This is a genomic window from Curtobacterium flaccumfaciens (genome assembly GCF_013359815.1).
GTDB classification, from domain to species: Bacteria; Actinomycetota; Actinomycetes; order Actinomycetales; family Microbacteriaceae; genus Curtobacterium; species Curtobacterium flaccumfaciens.
In genome coordinates, this window is record NZ_JABMCF010000029.1 from 36049 (window position 1) to 53822 (window position 17774).

Below are 17774 nucleotides of genomic sequence, written 5' to 3' on the forward strand. Positions count from 1 at the left end.
GTGATGTCCCTGCGCGGGATCACCAAGCGGTTCGGCGCCGTCCAGGCCCTCAGCGACATCGACTTCGACGTCTACCCGGGCGAGGTGGTCGCCATCGTCGGCGACAACGGCGCCGGCAAGTCGACGTTCGTGAAGATCCTCGCCGGGGTCTACACGCCGGACGGTGGCACGATCACCTTCGGCGGCGACGAGGTCAGCGTCCCGAACCCCGCGGCGGCCCAGACCCTCGGCATCGCCACGGTGTTCCAGGACCTCGCCCTCGCCGACAACCTCGACGTGGTCTCGAACCTGTTCCTCGGGCGCGAGATCGCCCACCCGTTCCTGGACGAGGAGGAGATGGAGCGCCGCTCGTGGGAGCTCCTGCAGCAGCTCGCCGCCCGGATCCCGTCGGTGCGGATCCCGATCGCGTCGCTGTCCGGTGGGCAGCGGCAGACCGTGGCGATCGCGCGCTCGCTGATCGGTGACCCGCAGGTGGTCGTCCTCGACGAGCCCACCGCCGCACTCGGTGTCGCACAGACCGCCGAGGTCCTCAACCTCGTCGAACGCCTGCGCGAGCGCGGCCTCGGCGTCGTCCTCATCAGCCACAACCTCGCGGACGTGCAAGCCGTCGCCGACCGGGTCGCGGTCCTGCGACTCGGGCGCAACAACGGCACGTTCCGCATCGACGACGTCTCCTACGAGGAGATCATCGCGGCCATCACCGGCGCCACCGACAACGCCGTCACCCGTCGCGCCGCCGCCCGCACCGAGCAGGAGACCAGCGCATGAGCAAGACCGACGAGACCCTCACCGCAGCGACCCCGACTCCCTCGGCCGCGGACCTGCAGGACGAGCGGCTCCTGCGCGACCAGGGGATCGGCGGCGCGGCGAAGGCGTTCGTCCGACGGGTCCGCGGCGGTGACATCGGCTCGCTGCCGGTGGTCGTCGGGCTCATCGTCATCTGGGCGGTGTTCCAGGCGCTCTCCCCCGACTTCCTGTCCCCGGGCAACCTGGTCAACCTCGCCCTGCAGTGCGCCGCGGTCGGCACGATCGCGATCGGCATCGTCCTCGTGCTGCTGCTCGGCGAGATCGACCTGTCCGTCGGCAGCGTCAGCGGGCTCTCCGCCGCGATCCTCGGCCAGGGCCTCACGACGCTCGGCTGGCCCCTGTGGCTCGTGCTCACCGTCGCCCTGGCCGTCGGCGCCGCCGCCGGTCTGCTCTACGGCCTGCTGTTCACCCGCTTCGGGGTGCCGAGCTTCGTCATCACGCTCGCCGGTCTGCTCGGGTTCCTCGGGTTGCAGCTGCTCATCCTCGGCCCGAACGGCTCGATCAACCTGCCGTACGACTCCCCGATCGTGCAGTTCGCCTCGGCCTCGTACCTGCCGCCGTGGCTCGCCTACCTGCTCGCCGTCCTGGCCGCCGGAGGACTCTTCTTCACCGAGATCCGACGCGCTGCCCGCCGCCGCCGTGCCGGGCTGTCGACCGGGGCGATGTCGCTGACCATCGTGAAGGCCGTCGCCCTGTTCCTCGGCCTCGCGCTGATGGTCTGGTACCTGTCGCGCGACTTCGGCACCGGCACCTCGTTCGTGTTCTTCATCGTGCTGGTCGTGCTGATGAACTTCGTACTGAAGCGCACCCGCTGGGGCCGTTCGGTCTTCGCGGTCGGCGGCAACGTCGAGGCCGCACGGCGCTCCGGCATCCGGGTGAACCGCATCTACATCTCGGTGTTCATGCTGACCTCGCTCTTCGCCACCGTCGGCGGCATCCTCGCCGCCGCCCGCCTGAACTCGGCGAGCCTGTCGTCCGGCGCCGGGGACACGAACCTCAACGCGATCGCCGCAGCCGTCATCGGCGGGACCAGCCTGTTCGGTGGCCGTGGCAGCGCCTGGTCGGCACTGCTCGGCATCATCGTGATCCAGTCGATCTCCAACGGGCTCACCCTGCTGAGCCTCGACTCGTCGATCCGCTACATGATCACCGGCGCGGTCCTGCTGCTGGCCGTCATCATCGACTCGCTCTCGCGGCGCAGCCGCGCCAGTCACGGCGCGGCCTGAGCGGGGCCCTGGACTCCGCCACGTCGACGGACGGGAGGCACGGTGCCAGCTGGCAACGGGCCTCCCGTCCGTCTCGGCGAGCGCTACTTGCTCTTCGAACCCGAGGTGCCGGGCAGGCTGAGGATGTTGTCGGTGCCCTGCGGCACGACGATCAAGGAGCCGTTGTCGCCGGCGCTCTTGAGCGCCTCGATCTCGCGCTGCTTGAGCGCGGCGTCGGACAGCGGGTGCTCGTTGAGGACCTCGTTGGCGTCGGCCTGACCCTGCGCCTCGGCGACCTGCTGCTGCGCCTGCACCTTCTTGGCATCCAGGAGCGCGCGCTCCTTCGTGACCTGGATCTGCGCCTGCTGCGCCGTGGCGTAGGCGTCGATGACCGACTTCGGCGGGGTGATCTCCTGCAGCGCGAAGTTGTCGACGTGCACGCCCGAGCCCTTCCACCGCGTCTCGAGCGCCTGGATCATCGCCTTCTCGACGGTGCCGCGCTTGGTGATGAGCTCGATGGTGGTGAAGTCGTTCGGCACCTGGCGGACGACGCTGCGCACCGAGTTGCCGATGAACTGCGTCTTGAAGTTCTCCTCGGTCTTGTACGACCGGTAGATGTCGGTGACCGACTTCGCGTCGATGCTGTACTGCAGGTTCAGGCTGACGTTCGACGAGACGCCGTCCTGGTCCTGCACCGTGACGTACGGGCCTGAGCGGACGTTGCCGTTGTTGTCCGAGTCGGAGCCGTTGACCGCGTTGATGTAGGTGACGGTCTGGTTCCGGATGTTGAACGTGTGGAGCGTGGCCCACGGCGCCTTGAAGTGGAACCCGGAGTCCGTGGTCTGCCCGACGATGTTGCCGGAGATGTCCACCTGGACCTTCGACTCGCCCGTGTCCTGCGCGTACAGGGTGCTGCCGAGCGTGAGCCCGACGAACAGGACGCCGGCGGCTGCTGCAGTCCACGTCGCGATGAGGTTCGGGCGGCGGGTCGGGACGGCGGGACGTGCCTCGCGGCCGGGTGTGGCCGGTCGGGCGGGGGTGGAGTAGGTGCGTGTTCGGAAGAAGAGCGCGACGAGCGCGATGACGAGGAAGACGATGGCGGCGACGAACATGACGATCACTCCTGGATGCTTGTCCGTTGAGTCTGCCGTACCCGGAGGGGTGCGGGTGACGCGGGTGCGCGTGGTGGCGGGCGGTGCGCGCCGTCCGTGTCGCCCCGGTCGCTTGGCGCCGGTTCCGTCTGGTGCGAGGTTGCACACGTGGTGCGACCTCGGATGCCTCGCACCACGTGTGCAACCTCGCACCGAGCGGCGGCGAACAGCCCCTTCGGTCAGCTCGGTGGACGGATGCGGTCCTGGTCGAGGGCACCACGGATCGCCTCGAGTGCCACCACTCCGAGCGCAGCGTCGGCGACCGCGGTACCGCCGCGCACCATCGCGGTCCCTCCGGCCACGACCGGCTCGGTGGGCAGGACCGCCCGGTGCCCTGCGTCCCGATCGATGACCAGGGTCGTCGCGCACCCAGCCGCGGTCCGCCGAGCTGCGATGCGTCGAGCGCTCTGGGCGCTCGGCCAGACCTGGTCGTCCTCACCGGCGATCAGGACGACCTGCTGTATCCGCTCGACGGGTATCTCCGCTGCCCGAACCCGGTCCGGGGCAGCTTCGTACGAGTGTTCGTAGAGCGATCGGAAGCGGGGTGGTTCTTCCCGCCGCCAGGTGTTCCACGCCAGCGGCACGTGCGGCAGTGGCGATCCGTCGAGGGTCCAGTGTGATCGTTCGGCGCCGGCGCCGTCCGGCCAGGGCCACACCACGTCGGTGGGTGCGAACGCGATGACGCCCGCGACCGAGGGGCGGTGCGCGCCGAGGACCAGCGCGGCCTCCGCGCCGAGGGAGGTCCCGACGAGCCAGACACGGTCGCAGCTCCGCTCGAGTTCGTCGATGCGGGCGAGGAAGAGCTCGAGCGGGACGGACCACGGTCCCGGTTGCTGGCCGGCTCCCCCGAACCACCCGATTGATTCAGCGACGTGCCCGAGTCCCGCGAAGACCCGCGCGCGGTCCTCATCGACCCGACCGCTCGACCCCGCGAGCACCAGGACGCCGGTCCCAGATCCGACAGGCGGGACGAACCGAACGCCTTCGGGGTCCTTCAGACCGATTCGCTGCACGGGACCAGCATGGCCGCTCCGATCAACCGTCGCGCGGAACGCTGATCGCAGCGCGGGATGCCGAAACCGCACCGACGACGAGCGCCGCCAGCGTGGTCGCCAAGGACAGCCCGAGCAGCACCACGGAGAGCGCCGGGATGAGCTGGGCCGGAACGGACACGATCGCCACGATCGCGGCACCGATGAGCAACGGCCGCATGACCCGGCGGGCGGCGAGGTGCCCAGCGCGCCAGGCCGCGTCGCTCTGCATGAGTGGCGACTGTCCATCTCGGCCTCCCCGCACCACGCTGACGGACGCGAGGACAACAACCAGCACCATCGGGTCGACGACACGTATGCCCGAACCGGTCTCAGGAGCGCATGATGACGTGTGCGAATCCTGACAATCAGTGCGACGACGATGCGTGTCTCCGCACAGCAAGAAGCTGTGTGGCCGCAGCTGGCTGATGCGGCGCTCCGCGATGCGCGCGCGGGTCGGACGCCCGCACCGATGGTCTGGTTCAGGACCGACCTCGGAGTGTCCGGCGTGACCCCGATCTCCCCTGCCGACCCGGTCCGCTTCGACGAGGTCGACAAGGAACCGGAACGGTTCCTCGGCACGGTGATCGCGCTCGGGCCGGGAGCGCAGCCGAGCGACTGACCGGGCTCAGGAGACGGGCGCGCCTGCCCGATCGAGCTCGGCCAGGACTCGGCGGCTTCGACGCACGCCGATCACCGTCGCGACCGTGACGAACACCACGACGACGGCGATGAACACCAGGAACGCCCAATCCGAACCGAACGTCGGGGCTGTGGCGCCTCCGAGTCCCAACAGGCTCAGCCCGGTGCCGATCAGGGTCGGCGCCGAGGTTCGGATGGACCGCCGCTGCCACGCGAGCATCGCCCGCACGAGCGGCACGGTCTCGGGCGGCACCGGTGCTCGTCCGCTGACCTGTCGGGTCACGGACTTGCGGTCCGCCGGGGTGAGCGCGCCGAGCGGCTGTTGCGGCGTCTCGACGAGGTACGGCAGCAGCCTGCGGTGGCGTCGAGCACGGACCCATGCGGTCACGTTCACGACCGCTCCGGCCAGGGCGAACAGGAACCAGATCACCGAGTCGGTGCGGAGCACGGAGGGAACACTGATGAACGCCCACAGGATCGACATGCAGGCGAACCCCGCCTGCTGCGACATGACGACCACCGTCGGCCCGTGCTCGACCAGGTACTCGGCACGACGCGTCGCGTCGGTGAGGTCGCTCGGGTTCACCACCCCGGCACCTCGACGCGCACCGAACTGATCCGACCGGCGCGCGTCGTCGCCGTCACGGCCGGGTCGTAGCTGTCGGCGGTCGCCAGGTAGAGGGTGCGGCCGTCCTCGCCACCGAGCGCACAGTCGATCGCGCAGTCCCCGGGTGCGTCGATGCGGTCCGTCACCTCGCCACCCTCGACGACCCGCAGGAACTCCCCCGTGTCGACCGAGCAGACCCAGATCGCGCCGTCGCGGTCGACGGTGCTGCCGTCCGGGGTCACGCCACCGGGCAGGGCTGCCCACTCGCGCCGCCCGGTCAGCGAACCGTCGTCCTCGATGTCGAACGCGGTGAGCCGGCCGCCCCACGTCTCGCTGACCACCAGCGCCCGGGTGCCGGGCAGGATGTTGGCGCTGTTCGGGAACACCAGGCCCTCGGCGGCCAGGCGGACGGAGCCGTCGGGGTCGATCACGTAGAGCGGGCCGGGGCGCAGTTCCTCGCCCGCGTACAGGTCGTAGCCGAAGGCGCCGATGTAGGTCCGGCCGGTCTGGGCGTCGACGACCAGGTCGTTCACGAGCGATGACTCGATCGTGGACAGGTCGGCGAACACCGAGGTGCTGCCGTCCGGCTCGACGGCGATGACCGTGCGGGACTCCATCGAGCTGATGATGAGCCGTCCGTCGGCCAGCCACCCGAGTCCCGACGACTGCCCGTCGACGGTGGCCTCGAGCCGGGGGCCGTCGGTCGAGGACGGGTCGACCGAGAACACCTCGCCGGTGTGCATGTCCGAGTACCAGAGCCGTCCGTCGTGCCAGCGGTTGCCCTCCGGGAAGCGGATGCCGGAGATGACGATGTCGGTCGCGGAGTCCAGGGTGATGTGCACGGATCCAGCCTGCCAGCGGGACCGGGAAGCTGCCCGGACGGATGCCGTGACGGCGGCCTAGGGTCGTCCCATGCCGGGTCGTCACCTCATCCACCACCTGGGCGTCTTCGCCAGCGACTTCGCCGCGAGCGACGCGTTCTACACCGCCGCCCTCGCGCCCCTCGGCATCGGAGCGGGCTACCGCACCGACTCCGTCGCGGAGTTCTGGCAGCACGGGGACGACACCCCGAGCGTCTCGCTCGAGACCGCCCGGACCCCCGAGGCGACGACGCGCGGACTCCACCTGGCGTTCGAGGCCGGGTCACGGACCGAGGTCGACGCCTTCCACCGCGAAGCCGTCGCCGCCGGCGGGGTGTCGCGGCACGAACCGCGCTACTGGCCGGAGTACCACGCGTACACCGCGTTCGTGTCCGACCCGGACGGCAACAACGTCGAAGCGCTGATCAAGGAGACCCGGCCCTGACCCACAGGACCGAGGTCTGCGCGACGCACCGGGCACGACGGACCCGGCACGACGCACCGGGCACGACGGACCCGGCACGACGCATCTGGCACGATCGACCCATGCCCCTCGACGGAACTCCCCTGCACCGGCTCGGCTTCCTGACGATCGGGTCGTTCGACCCCGCACGACCGTCCGAGGGCCACGAGGACACCCTGCGCGTGATCGAGCGCGCCGAGGCCCTGGGCTTCGACAGCGCCTGGCTGCGCCACCGGCACCTGCAGCACGGCATCTCCTCCCCCGTCGCGGTGATGGCGGCGGCCTCGCAGCGCACCTCGCGCATCGACCTCGGCACCGCCGTCACCCCGCTCGGCGCCGAGAACCCGTTCCGCCTGGCGGAGGACCTCAGCACGGTCGACGTCCTGCTCGGCGGCCGTCTGAACCCCGGGTTCTCGGTCGGCACGCCGATGAACTTCGACCTGTACCGCGACGCGATCTACCCCGACACCCTGGAGCACGAGGACCTCGGCAACGACCGGCTCCTGCGCTTCCGTGACCTCGTGCGCGGCGACCCGGTGACGGCCACCGAGACCGTCGAACGCCGCGGCATCGAGGAGTTCGCGAGCACCGTCCAGCCGCACAGCGCCGGCCTGGCCGAACGGATCTGGTACGGCACCGGCAGCACGAAGTCGGCCGTGTGGGCGGGCGAGAACGGCTTCCACCTGCTCACCTCGAGCGTCACCCGCAGTGAGAACGGCACCGACTTCGCCACGAACCAGCGCGCCCAGATCGACGCCTACCTCGACGTCCACCCCGACCCCGCTGCCGCCCGCGTCTCGCAGGGCCTGGTCGTCATCCCGACCGACACCGCGACCGCCGAGCAAGCGGCCCGCTACCGCGCCTACGTCGACAGCCGCTCGGGTCGCGTCGGCGTGCCGATGGGCCCCGCCAGGATGCTCTTCGCTGCGGACCTGGTCGGCACGTCGGCCGAGATCGCCGACCGGCTGCGCGCCGACGTCGGCTACCAGGCGGTCACCGAGGTCGCCTTCGCGCTCCCGTTCTCGTTCGAGCCCGACGACTACGCGCAGATCATCACGGACATCGCCGAACGGCTGGGTCCGGAACTCGGCTGGGCGCCGAAGCGCGCGGCCTGAGAACGGCGCCAGACCGACGGACGGGAGGCACGGGGCCAGCTGGCACCGTGCCTCCCGTCCGCCGTTGACTCGCGCCCAGGGCGCGCGCAGGGCGCCGGATCAGTCCTGCTGGTCCGCCTCCACCGCGTCCCGCAGCCGGTCGAGCACGTCCGGGACCGCTGAGCGCACCCGGCTCCAGCTCGGGATGAACGGCTTGTCGTTCGGCCGCGCCGTGAAGGCGCCGCCGGCGTCGAGGATCGCCTTGGTGAAGAGCTCCACCGCGGCTTCCTCGGCGTGCTGGTCGAACGCGAGCCCGCTCATCTCGGCTTCGTGCCGGTAGACCTCGACGATGTCGAGTGCGTTCCGGTAGTACGTCGCCTTGAGTACCCGGAACGAGTCGGACGTGAGCGGGACGCCCATCGTCGCGAGCTTCCGGAGCAGCGACTGCACGATGTCATTGCCCATCCGGGCGAGGCCGCCGGTGCCGTCGGCTTCGGCGAGGGGCTGGTGCTTGTGGTCGTACGCGTCGGCGATCTCCACCTGGCACACCTGCCGTGTCGCGTAGTCGCGGTAGACCTCGGACAGCATGCCGATCTCGAGTCCCCAGTCGCCGGGGATCTTCAGGCCGTTCAGCACGTGGGCGCGCATCGCGAACTCGCCGGACAGCGGGTACCGGAAGCTGCTCAGGTACTCCAGGTACTCGGACTCCCCGTAGACCTGGCGGAGCGAGCGGAGCAGGGGCCCGACGAGCAGCCGTGCGGCGCGGCCGTTGATCCGACCGTCGGCGACGCGGGCGTAGTAGCCCTTCGAGAACTCGTAGTCGAACGCGGGGTTCGCGACCGGGTAGAACAGCCGCGCGAGCATGCCCCGCTCGTAGGTGGTGATGTCGCAGTCGTGCAGGGCGATGCAGTCCGCCCGCTCCGACGCCAGCGCGTACCCGGTGCAGTACCAGACGTTCCGGCCCTTGCCGGGCTCCCCCGGCGCCAGGCCCGCGCGCTCCAGTTCGGCGTCGAGCTCGCGCAGTCGCGGCCCGTCGTTCCACAGGATCCGGTGTCGCTGCGGCAGCCGCGAGAAGAACTCGCGGGCGTGCTCGAACTGCGAGCGGTCGGCGCGGTCGAGCCCGATCACGATCTCGCTGAGCCAGTCGGCCTCGGCCAGCTCGTCGACGATCCGCGACAGGGCCGGACGCTCGAGTTCGGAGTACAGCGCCGGCAGGATCAGGCTCATCGGGCGCTTCTCGGCGAAGCCCCGCAGGTCCTCCTCGAGGCTCGCGGTGCTGCGGCGACCGAGGTCGTGGAACGTCGTGATGACGCCGTTCTGGTGGAAGTCGCTCATCGGTGGCTCCTGACGGACGGGGTGGTGAACCGGGTGAGGCCCTCGGTCCAGCCCTGCGGGCCGGGGGCGGTCGTGCGGTGGACGCGCTCGGGGCGGTCGTCGGCGAGCGGTCCCGGGGCCGGGCCGTGTCCGCGGACCACGACGGCGAAGTCGACGGCGTCGAGCAGCGCCGTGTCGTTGGGGCCGTCACCGAGTCCGATCGTGCGCGGGACCGTCCCCGTCCGGCGATCGTGGTCGGCGATCAACGTCCGGACCGCCGCGCCCTTGTCGCGGCCGGCCGGCAGCACGTGCCAGAACCGCCCGCCGCGCACCAGGTCGAGGCCGACCGCGGCGAGCGCCGCGCGGAACGCGTCCGCCCGGTCGTCGTCCTCGGCGTGCCAGAGCAGCACCTCGGACGCCTCGCGCTGCTGTGCTCGTCCGGCCGCTTCGAGGTCGAGGCCGGTCCACGCGGCGACGACCGCGTCGGTCACGCCGCCGAAGGTCTCGAACCGCAGCTGCAGTGACTGGCGGACGCGGTCGAGTTCTGCGTGCAGCCGCTCGAGGTCGCCGGCGACCGGTCCGACCAGCACGTCGCCCGCCGGTCCGACGACGACCGCGCCGTTCTCCGCCACGAACGCGTGTCCGTCGAGCCCGGTGCGCGCCTGCAGCGCCGTGATCTCGGCACGCGTCTTGCTGCTGCAGAACACCACGGGGACGTCGTCCGCCCGCAGCTGTTCCAGCATCGGCAGGGCCGCGTCGAACGAGTAGTCGTGGTGGTCGAGGAACGTCCCGTCGAGGTCCGTGACGATCATCAGGTCGGGTGTTGGCATCGTGCTCCGCTGGCGGCTGGCTGGGCTGCGGGCGACGATGCCCCGGACCACCCTGCCACGCGCATGCGTCGGTTGGGTGAACAAGCCGGCGTCGGTCGCGCGACGCGACCAGCGGACGGACGGGAGGCACGGCGCGAGCTGGCACCGCGCCTCCAGTCCGTCACGGTGTGGGGACCGCCGCGCGGTCACCAGGGCAGGGTGCCCTCGCGATCGGTGACGGTGCCGGTCGGAGCGGCGGCCCCGGTCGCGACACGCCCGGCGGCGACCGATCTGTGAGGATGTCCCCTCCGTGCACACTGCGGAGTGAAGGGGGTGGACATGAACCGATCAGCCGAGCCGGACAGCGCGCTCGTGGCGGCAGCCGCGCGCGGCGACCGCAGTGCGGTCACCGCGTTGTTCGACCGTCACGCCGAGACCATGACCCGGTACACGTGGGCACTGGTCACGCGGCGCATGGACGTCGAGGAGATCGTGCAGGACGCGTTCCTGACCCTCTGGCAGAAGGCCGACACCGTGGAGGTCCCCGGGGAGTCACTCCTGCCGTGGCTGCTCGTCGTGTGCCGGAACCACGCCGCGAACCTGCGGCGACAGCAGCGGCGACACGAGGGTGTCGACCTGCCCGACGAGCTCGCCGCGCCCGAGCCGGACGACGACGCCCGCGAACGGCTGCGGTGGGTCCGCGCCGAGATCGACGCGCTCGCACCACTCGATCGCCAGGTGTGCGAGCTCTGCCTCATCGAGGGCCGCTCCTACGCCGAGGCCGCCGACCTGCTCGGCATGAGCGTCGGCGCCGTCACCCAGCGCGTGTGGCGGTCCCGTGCACGGATCAAGAAGGCGGTGACGAACGATGAACGATGAACGACGAACCGACCACGGCTCCCCGATGAGCAACGAGCCGCCCGGTGGCGACGAGATGCAGCGGATGCTCGCCGGCATGCGGCAGCAGGTCGTCCGGGGCATGCACGACAAGCCACGCCCGGCCTCCGCACGCCGTCGCGTCGGCCTCATCGTGGCGTTGATCGGGGTGCTCGGCATCGGCACCGCGAGCGGTTCGGTGGCGCTCGGACTCGTTCCGACGCCCTTCGCCGCAGCACCGGCACCCGTGCCGTCCTCTGCGCCGCCGACACCGGCACCGACCGGGTCACCGTCACCGTCCGCCGCCCGCATCACGCCGACCCCGGCGCCGGCCGACACCACGGCGACGATCCCCGGGGCGTGCACCGACGCCGTGCCGGCCGCCGATGCTCCGCGCTTGTTCGGTTCGCTGGAGATCACCCAGTTCCGCCCCCAGGTACCGGGCGGCAGGACCGACTACTACATCGACCCCGAGATCCCGTTCAAGGAGGACGCGGAGCTGGTCTGTTCCTGGACACCGGGCGGTACCTCCGAGGGCGACGAGGGGCTGTTCCTCGAGATGGGCACGGCAGATCGTGACGTCCTGCAGGCCCGCCTCCGCGTCGTCGCCGACAAGGACTGGACCTGCACCGACACGCTCGGTGGACGTTCGTGCCAGCACACCGAGCCGTCGATGTACTACTCGGAGCGGGTGGAGACGACGCACACGTTCTTCGTGCGCGGCGACACCTGGATCTCGATCACGCAGTCGAACGTCCCGACCGACGGCCTCCTGAAGGCGCTCGTCCAGCAGACCTGGACGGACTGACCGGCGGACTGGAGGCGCGGTGCCAGCTGGCACCGCGCCTCCAGTCCGTCGTCACGCACGCTCAGAGCCAGTGCCGCCGCTTGAACACCGCCCACAGCACGACCGCCAGCAGGACCATCGCGACGATCGCAGCGGGGTACCCCCACACCCACCGCAGCTCGGGCATGTGCTCGAAGTTCATGCCGTAGATCGACGCGACCAACGTGGGCGCGAACAGGATCGCCGCCCACGACGAGATCTTCTTCACCTCTTCGCCCTGCTCCATCGACGCCCGCGCCAGCCGCCGGCTCTCCTCCCCCTGTGCCAGGCTCGCGCTGGTCATCCGGCGCATCGCGTCGTTCTGCTCCTGCGTCACCAGGGTCGAGTGCAGCGTGAGCGCGTTCTCGAGCAGCGTCCGGAACGTGTCGACCCGCTCCGTCACGCGGATCGCGTGGTCGAGCACGTTCCGCAGCTGGTTCTGCACCTCGATGTCGGTGCCGTACTTCTCGGCGCCGCGCAGCAACGCGTTGAGCATCCCGGGAAGCGGGCCGATGGCGCGCTGGAACCCGATGACCTCGCTGAGCAGCTGGTAGATCCGCCGCGAGGACGCCGGGTCGACGTCCCCGTCGAACAGGTCGTCCTCGATGTCGTCGATGTCGTCCTGCAGCCCGGCGACGACCGGGGCGTAGCTGTCGATGACCTCGTCGAGGACCGCGCAGAGGACCGCCTCGGATCCGCGCCCGAGGGCTTCCGGATCGGCTTCGAGTCGTTTCCGCACGTCGGCGAGGTTCGGCTGCTCCGCATGCCGGACGGTCACGACGAAGTCGCGCCCGGTGAACAGGTGCACCTCACCGAACTCGACCGTCTCCTCGTCCTCGTCGTACCAGGCGGGTCGCAGCACCACGAACAGAGTGTCGCCGTAGCGCTCGAGCTTCGCGCGCTGGTGCCCCTTGTGCGCGTCCTCGACGGCGAGTGGGTGCAGCCCGAACTCGTCCGCGACCGAGGCCAGCTCGGTGGCCGTCGGTCGGAACAGCCCGATCCAGGCCATCGCACCGCTCCCCGCGGCGTCGAGCGCCTCGTCGGTCAAGCTGAGGTCCTGCGGCGACTCCGTTCGGGTTCCGTTGACGTAGATGCCGTTGTCGATGAGGGCCACCGGTGTCCTCCTGGTTCCGTGGTGCATGCGGGCAACCTGCCGATCATGCCGGACCGCCGACGGCGGGCGCGCTTCCCTGACGGAGCCCTCACGCTTCGCGCCGGATTCCTGTCGGAGTCCTGACACGCCCTGGGCGCGACCCCAGGACGGGCTGGAGGCACGGTGCCAGCTGGCATCGTGCCTCCAGTCCGTCACGTGGCAGACGAGGCGGCGTGGATCTGACGGAACATCGGGACGACAGCGAAGATGGCGAGGTGAATCGCACCGATCGGCTCTACGGCCTCGTGGAGGAGTTGCGCGCCGTCTCCCCGCAGCCGCGGAGCGCGCGTCGTCTCGCGGAGCGGTTCGAGGTGTCGGTCCGGACCATCGAACGGGACATCTCCGCGCTGCAGCAGGCGGGTCTGCCCATCTGGGCGGAGCCCGGCCGGACCGGCGGGTACGTCATCGACGCGTCCGCGACGCTCGGCCCGGCGGGCTTCACGCCGGACGAGGCCCTCGCGGTGCTGATCGGGCTCGGCTCGCTGGGGCGGAGTCCGTTCCGGCACGCGGCGCAGACCGCGGCCAGGAAGACGCTCGCGGTCATGCCCGCCGGGGACGCCGCACGAGCCAGCGCACTGGCGTCCCGGGTGCACTTCCTGGAGGACGACGAGGACACGGTCGTCCCGGCCGAGTTCGCGGCGGCCCTGCGCGCGGATCGGGTCGTGCGACTCCGGTACCGGGACGCCGGCGGAGCGGAGTCCGTCCGAGACGTCGAACCGCTGGGGTCGATCGGGAAGGACGGTCAGTGGTACCTGATCGCCTGGTGCCGGACCCGCGACGGGGTGCGGGCGTTCCGGGGCGACCGGATGCTGTCGGTCGAGGTCACCGACGAGCGGCCGGCGCAGCGCGTCCTGCGATCCGAGGACCTCGCGATCCAGTACGGACGACTCCGGCCGGTCCTCGACGACTAGCGCGGTCGGTTTCCGGAAACGCGGTCGGTTTCCGGAAACACCGACAGGACGGTGTCGCGGCGGCCGGTGAAGCTGGTCGCTCCGAGTCAGCAGCACCACCGTGAGGAACCCCATGTCGTTCGCATCCGTCCGCATCATCACCGACGACCTCGAGGGCATGGTCGCCTTCTACGAGCGGATCACCGGCCAGCCGGCCGAGCGCCCCGCACCGGTCTTCGCGCAGTTCAGCGGCCCGGGTGCGACCCTCGCGATCGCCAGCACCGCCACGGTCGCCATGCTCAGCGGCGCGCTGACGCCGGCCACGAACCGTTCCGTGCTCATCGAGTTCGAGGTCGCCGACGTCGACGGCGACTTCGCCGGACTGCAGCTCGGCAGCGACGACGTCGTCCTGGAGCCGACCACGATGCCGTGGGGCAACCGTTCCGCACTGGTCCGCGACCCGGACGGCAACGTCGTCAACCTGTTCAGCAGGCCCGCCGCCAGCTAGTCGGCGTGCTCAGGCGGCGGCGGCGTTCGCCGACGAGCGGCACTCCTCCGGCGGCCGCCCCGCGACGGACTCCGCCGCGATGTCGCGGAGCCGCGCGAGGCGGTCGTGGGTGGCGCCGAGGGCCTCGATCTGGCGTCGGATGCGATCGCTCTCCTCGTCGAAGTGGTCGAGCATCGTCCGCGTCGCGACCCCGGTGTCGAGGAAGGGCAGGATCTCGACGATCCGACGACTCGGCATGCCCGCCGCGTAGAGCATCTGCATGAAGCGCACCCGCGCGACGTCGGGCTCGCGGTACTCCCGGTGTCCGCCCGCGGTCCGCTCCGACTCGAGGAGCCCCTGCTCCTCGTAGTACCGCAGTGACCGGACGCTGACGCCGGCCCGTTCTGCGAGTTCACCGATCCGCATCGTTCTGTCCCTCGGGCTTGATTCTCACGTTGACGTCAGGTTCTACCGTAGCGGGCATGAACCTCTCTGGAGCCACCGCCCTCGTCACCGGCACGAACCGCGGTATCGGACGCCACCTCGCCGCACAGCTGATCGCACGCGGGGCGAAGGTCTACGCCACCGCCCGACGCCCCGAACTGATCGACCTCGAGGGCGTCGAGCGCCTCGCCCTCGACATCACCTCCCCCGCGTCCGTCGCAGCGGCCGCCGCGGTCGCGACCGACGTCGATCTCCTGATCAACAACGCCGGGATCGCGACCACGGCGACCCTGCTGGGCGACCTGGACGCAGCGCACGCCGACATGGACACGAACGTCTGGGGCACCCTGTCCGTGATCCGCGCGTTCGCACCCGTCCTGGCGGCGAACGGCGGTGGGAGCATCGTGAACATCGCCTCGGGCGCCTCGTGGCTCGCCATGCCCGGAGCCTCCGCCTACGCGGTGTCGAAGGCCGCCCTGTGGAACATGGGCAACGCGTTGCGGCACGAGCTGGCCGGCCAAGGGACCGCGGTGATGTCCGTGCACCTCGGAGTGGCCGACACCGACATGACCGCGGGGATCTCGATGGCCAAGACCGACCCGGCGGACGTGGCGCGCGCCACCCTGGACGGGGTCGAACGTGACGACTACGAGGTCGTGGTGGACGAGCAGGCCGCGTTGATCAAGCAGATGCTCGCCGGGGACCCGAAGGAGCTGTACGCGGTGGTGGCGCAGATGCTCGCGTCGTAGGAGTCGGCTTCACGCAGCCTTCGGCACGGCCGCCAACGTGCGGCCGTGCCGGGCCGCCTGCTCTTCGGCGCGGACCCGTAGTTCGTCGGCCAGCTCCGTAAACTGGTCGAGGGCGGGGTTCGCCCCGACGAGCGTGAACTCGCGAGTGACCACGTCGAGGTCGGGCTGCGACTACTGAGACGGCCCGGTCGTGAGTTCGGCCACCTCGACGATCGCATCGTCCGGCATGTCGGGGTAGTAGTTCTCACGGAGCTGCTGGCCGAAGCGCCGCATGTCCGTCTCCGGCGGCTGATGCGCCTGTTCTGCTGTGAGGGTGTCGAGCCGGTATCGGTGCACGGCGGTGATCGTGCCGGTCACTGGTTCGGCGGTCGGGTGATCGTCGAAGACGAACGTCGCCGCGCCGACCTGCACGGACTCGTTCCACCGGACGGTGGTGACCTTCTCGCCGCGGATGATCGCTTCGTGGTGCTTCTGGTGGAAGTGGACGGTCCCTGGGGCTGTGTCGGCCATGCTCTCAGCTTGCCGGACTCCTCGCGGAGCGGGTGCCCCTCCCGCGCTGCGAGCTCAGCGATCGAGGAGGACCGGCAACTCGCGATCGGTCTCGGCGACCTGGGTGAGCTTCATGGCGACGGGTCGAAGCGGCCGCGACATCAACACCTTGTTCAGGAGCCCGCGGAGCGCGAGCGCGAGTCGGGACTGCGGGTACGCCAGGGCCTTGAGTCCGCGAGGGAGGTCCTGCACATCGTCGACCAGAGGACGCATCCACTTCTCGTACGCGGTCAGCGCTGCCTCCTGGTCCTGTGTCGCGTCGGCGAGCTCCGCGGCCAGGACGTACCCGGCGGTGAGCGCGAGTGAGGCGCCGCCGCCGCCCATCGGCGTGACGCACCATCCGGCGTCACCGGCCATCACGACGTGGCCGCGGTGCCAGGTCCGCATCCGGATCTGCTGGAGCTGGTCGATGTAGACGTCCGGGGACGTGTCGAGCGCGTCCAGGACCCGTGGCGCCTCCCATCCGACTCCGTCGTACCTGCGCCGCACCGCCGCCAGTGTCTGCTCACGAGTCAGACCGATGACATCGTCCCCGGGAGAGTAGGCGAGGATCGCGCGGGTGGTGCCGTACGGGTCGGGTCGCAGGTGGACCTGGCGTCCGCGAACGGCGTTGTGCCACCGCCAACGGTCGTCATCGCTGTCGGTCCGCGGGATGGTCCCGAACACCATGGTGACGTCGAGGTCGCGCTGGTCGACGTCGCCCTCGGCGAAGACCATCGCACGGGTCCGGGACCGCACACCCTCGGCGATGACGAACAGGTCCGCGCTCAGGCGCTGTCCCTTCGCGGTCGTCACGGTGACTCCCGCAGCGTCGTCGGCGACGTCCGACACGGTGTCCCCGTAGATGAAGGAGATGCCGACCGGCAGGTTGTCGAGGATCGTCCGAGCGAGGTCGCCGCGCAGGATCTCGAGTTCCGCTGTCGCACCGCCGGCCCCGTCGGAGGGCAGTTCGGCGGTGACGGCCCCTCGCCCGTCGACGAGGACGGTGCCCGTCTCGGTGGTGTTCCGTGCCTTCACGGCGTCGAACAAGCCCATCCTGCGAAGCACGTCGCGCGCGACGCCTCGGACGTCGACGTTCTGTCCGCCGTCACGGAACGCAGCGGCTCGTTCGATGACGGTCACGTCCCATCCGGTCCGTCGGAGCCAGTAGGCGGTCGAGAGTCCAGCGATACTGGCTCCTGAGATGACAGCGGTGCGGTTTGCCATGGTGTTCCTCCGTTGCGAGCTTTACAGTAAAGATACTACACAGTAAAGGAATCTGATGGACGACGTGTTCGAGAAGGAGTGGGACGCGCCCCAGGTCGAGGTGATGGAGGCGCTCCAGACATGGGCGGTGGCGTTCGCGGAGCTCAACCAGCTGATGTCCTCCTGGCTCGACCTGCCGACCACGGATGCGAACGCCCTCGGACAGGTGCTCTGGGCCGACTCGTCCGGGGACCCGCTGTCGCCCGCACGGCTCGGGCAGCGGATCGGTATGACCTCCGGCTCCGTGACGGTGCTGCTGAACCGCTTGGAAGCGGCCGGTCTGCTCGCACGTAGCCGCGAGCACACCGACCGGCGCCGGGTGACGCTCCGTCCGACACCGGCGGCACGGGAACGTGCGCGGGCGTTCACGGAGCGGTCGACCGCCGAGATCGCTGCCGCCCTGCAACAGGTGCCTGCAGCGGAGCTCGAGCACCACGCCGCGTTCATCCGCCGCATGGTCGGTGCCGCGTCGGATGCCGCGGACCGGCTCCGCGGATAAACGCCATCGAAGTTGCCCGGCCGATCACCAGGGTTCTCGTTGGCCGATCGCCAGCTGCTTATTCACCGTTGAT

At 70.5% G+C, this 17774-nt stretch carries 22 protein-coding genes; 10 read left to right on the forward strand and 12 right to left on the reverse strand.

The window, feature by feature from the left end:
• Positions 1-3 precede the first annotated feature (3 nt).
• Positions 4-768, forward strand: a complete 765-nt coding sequence (locus HP445_RS01730) for an ATP-binding cassette domain-containing protein (RefSeq protein WP_110864792.1) — start codon at positions 4-6, stop codon at positions 766-768.
• On the forward strand, positions 765-2033 hold the full coding sequence (locus HP445_RS01735) for a sugar ABC transporter permease (RefSeq protein WP_071404281.1): 1269 nt from the start codon (positions 765-767) through the stop codon (positions 2031-2033). The genes HP445_RS01730 and HP445_RS01735 overlap by 4 nt, the downstream gene beginning before the upstream one ends.
• 83 nt (positions 2034-2116) lie before the next feature.
• Here HP445_RS01735 and HP445_RS01740 read toward each other — a convergent pair whose 3' ends face one another.
• From HP445_RS01740 to HP445_RS01760, 5 genes are all read right to left on the reverse strand, one after another.
• Positions 2117-3124 carry an SPFH domain-containing protein gene (locus tag HP445_RS01740; protein ID WP_152377666.1) on the reverse strand — a complete coding sequence of 336 codons (1008 nt, stop codon included), beginning with the start codon at positions 3122-3124 and terminating at the stop codon, positions 2117-2119.
• A gap of 218 nt (positions 3125-3342) precedes the next feature.
• A complete protein-coding gene (locus HP445_RS01745; protein WP_164941249.1) occupies positions 3343-4176 on the reverse strand; it encodes an acyl-CoA thioester hydrolase/BAAT C-terminal domain-containing protein in 834 nt (277 codons plus the stop codon).
• Between the two features lie 22 nt (positions 4177-4198).
• Positions 4199-4426, reverse strand: coding sequence for a hypothetical protein (locus tag HP445_RS01750; RefSeq protein WP_164941248.1), 228 nt, complete (start codon positions 4424-4426; stop codon positions 4199-4201).
• Positions 4427-4822: 396 nt separating this feature from the next.
• Positions 4823-5425 (reverse strand): hypothetical protein, encoded by a 603-nt coding sequence (locus tag HP445_RS01755; protein WP_128781376.1) that lies wholly within the window; start codon positions 5423-5425, stop codon positions 4823-4825.
• Positions 5419-6285: an SMP-30/gluconolactonase/LRE family protein gene (locus HP445_RS01760; RefSeq protein ID WP_128781375.1), complete on the reverse strand. Its 867-nt coding sequence runs from the start codon at positions 6283-6285 to the stop codon at positions 5419-5421. The genes HP445_RS01755 and HP445_RS01760 overlap by 7 nt, the downstream gene beginning before the upstream one ends.
• A gap of 70 nt (positions 6286-6355) precedes the next feature.
• Between HP445_RS01760 and HP445_RS01765 the strand changes: the two genes are divergently transcribed.
• Together HP445_RS01765 and HP445_RS01770 are read left to right on the forward strand one after the other, a co-directional pair.
• Positions 6356-6748, forward strand: coding sequence for a VOC family protein (locus HP445_RS01765; protein ID WP_128781374.1), 393 nt, complete (start codon positions 6356-6358; stop codon positions 6746-6748).
• A 101-nt stretch (positions 6749-6849) separates the two neighbouring features.
• Positions 6850-7881 carry an LLM class flavin-dependent oxidoreductase gene (locus tag HP445_RS01770; protein WP_128781373.1) on the forward strand — a complete coding sequence of 344 codons (1032 nt, stop codon included), beginning with the start codon at positions 6850-6852 and terminating at the stop codon, positions 7879-7881.
• 99 nt (positions 7882-7980) lie between these two features.
• Here the strand turns inward: HP445_RS01770 and HP445_RS01775 are convergent, their stop codons facing one another.
• Together HP445_RS01775 and HP445_RS01780 are read right to left on the reverse strand one after the other, a co-directional pair.
• The gene (locus HP445_RS01775; RefSeq protein ID WP_027464806.1) at positions 7981-9195 is read right to left on the reverse strand and encodes a glycosyltransferase family protein; all 1215 of its coding nucleotides are present in this window, start codon (positions 9193-9195) and stop codon (positions 7981-7983) included.
• Positions 9192-10004, reverse strand: coding sequence for an HAD-IIB family hydrolase (locus tag HP445_RS01780; protein ID WP_128781372.1), 813 nt, complete (start codon positions 10002-10004; stop codon positions 9192-9194). The genes HP445_RS01775 and HP445_RS01780 overlap by 4 nt, the downstream gene beginning before the upstream one ends.
• Positions 10005-10322: 318 nt before the next feature.
• Between HP445_RS01780 and HP445_RS01785 the strand changes: the two genes are divergently transcribed.
• Together HP445_RS01785 and HP445_RS01790 are read left to right on the forward strand one after the other, a co-directional pair.
• Entirely contained in the window at positions 10323-10862 is a 540-nt protein-coding gene (locus HP445_RS01785; RefSeq protein ID WP_083389453.1) for an RNA polymerase sigma factor, read from the forward strand.
• Positions 10863-10887: 25 nt separating this feature from the next.
• The gene (locus HP445_RS01790; protein ID WP_128781371.1) at positions 10888-11667 is read left to right on the forward strand and encodes a hypothetical protein; all 780 of its coding nucleotides are present in this window, start codon (positions 10888-10890) and stop codon (positions 11665-11667) included.
• 61 nt (positions 11668-11728) lie between these two features.
• Here HP445_RS01790 and HP445_RS01795 read toward each other — a convergent pair whose 3' ends face one another.
• Positions 11729-12799 carry a magnesium and cobalt transport protein CorA gene (locus HP445_RS01795; RefSeq protein WP_128781370.1) on the reverse strand — a complete coding sequence of 357 codons (1071 nt, stop codon included), beginning with the start codon at positions 12797-12799 and terminating at the stop codon, positions 11729-11731.
• Positions 12800-13053: 254 nt separating this feature from the next.
• Between HP445_RS01795 and HP445_RS01800 the strand changes: the two genes are divergently transcribed.
• Both HP445_RS01800 and HP445_RS01805 read left to right on the forward strand, forming a co-directional pair.
• Complete coding sequence (locus HP445_RS01800; RefSeq protein ID WP_128781369.1) at positions 13054-13749, forward strand: helix-turn-helix transcriptional regulator; 696 nt, start codon at positions 13054-13056, stop codon at positions 13747-13749.
• A 112-nt stretch (positions 13750-13861) separates the two neighbouring features.
• Positions 13862-14236 carry a VOC family protein gene (locus tag HP445_RS01805; protein WP_128781368.1) on the forward strand — a complete coding sequence of 125 codons (375 nt, stop codon included), beginning with the start codon at positions 13862-13864 and terminating at the stop codon, positions 14234-14236.
• 9 nt (positions 14237-14245) lie between these two features.
• Here the strand turns inward: HP445_RS01805 and HP445_RS01810 are convergent, their stop codons facing one another.
• Positions 14246-14641 carry a MerR family transcriptional regulator gene (locus HP445_RS01810; RefSeq protein ID WP_110864779.1) on the reverse strand — a complete coding sequence of 132 codons (396 nt, stop codon included), beginning with the start codon at positions 14639-14641 and terminating at the stop codon, positions 14246-14248.
• Between the two features lie 56 nt (positions 14642-14697).
• Between HP445_RS01810 and HP445_RS01815 the strand changes: the two genes are divergently transcribed.
• On the forward strand, positions 14698-15408 hold the full coding sequence (locus HP445_RS01815) for an SDR family oxidoreductase (protein ID WP_071404295.1): 711 nt from the start codon (positions 14698-14700) through the stop codon (positions 15406-15408).
• Positions 15409-15417: 9 nt separating this feature from the next.
• On the opposite strand, the gene HP445_RS01820 is transcribed toward HP445_RS01815, so the two are convergent.
• From HP445_RS01820 to HP445_RS01830, 3 genes are read right to left on the reverse strand one after another with little or no spacing between them, the layout of a single operon-like run.
• Positions 15418-15561 carry a hypothetical protein gene (locus HP445_RS01820; protein ID WP_164941247.1) on the reverse strand — a complete coding sequence of 48 codons (144 nt, stop codon included), beginning with the start codon at positions 15559-15561 and terminating at the stop codon, positions 15418-15420.
• An 18-nt stretch (positions 15562-15579) separates the two neighbouring features.
• A complete protein-coding gene (locus HP445_RS01825) occupies positions 15580-15918 on the reverse strand; it encodes an ASCH domain-containing protein (protein ID WP_128781367.1) in 339 nt (112 codons plus the stop codon).
• 54 nt (positions 15919-15972) lie between these two features.
• Positions 15973-17163: an FAD-dependent monooxygenase gene (locus HP445_RS01830; RefSeq protein ID WP_128781366.1), complete on the reverse strand. Its 1191-nt coding sequence runs from the start codon at positions 17161-17163 to the stop codon at positions 15973-15975.
• Between the two features lie 55 nt (positions 17164-17218).
• On the opposite strand from HP445_RS01830, the gene HP445_RS01835 reads away from it, so the two are divergent.
• Positions 17219-17701, forward strand: coding sequence for a MarR family winged helix-turn-helix transcriptional regulator (locus tag HP445_RS01835; protein WP_128781365.1), 483 nt, complete (start codon positions 17219-17221; stop codon positions 17699-17701).
• Positions 17702-17774: the final 73 nt, after the last annotated feature.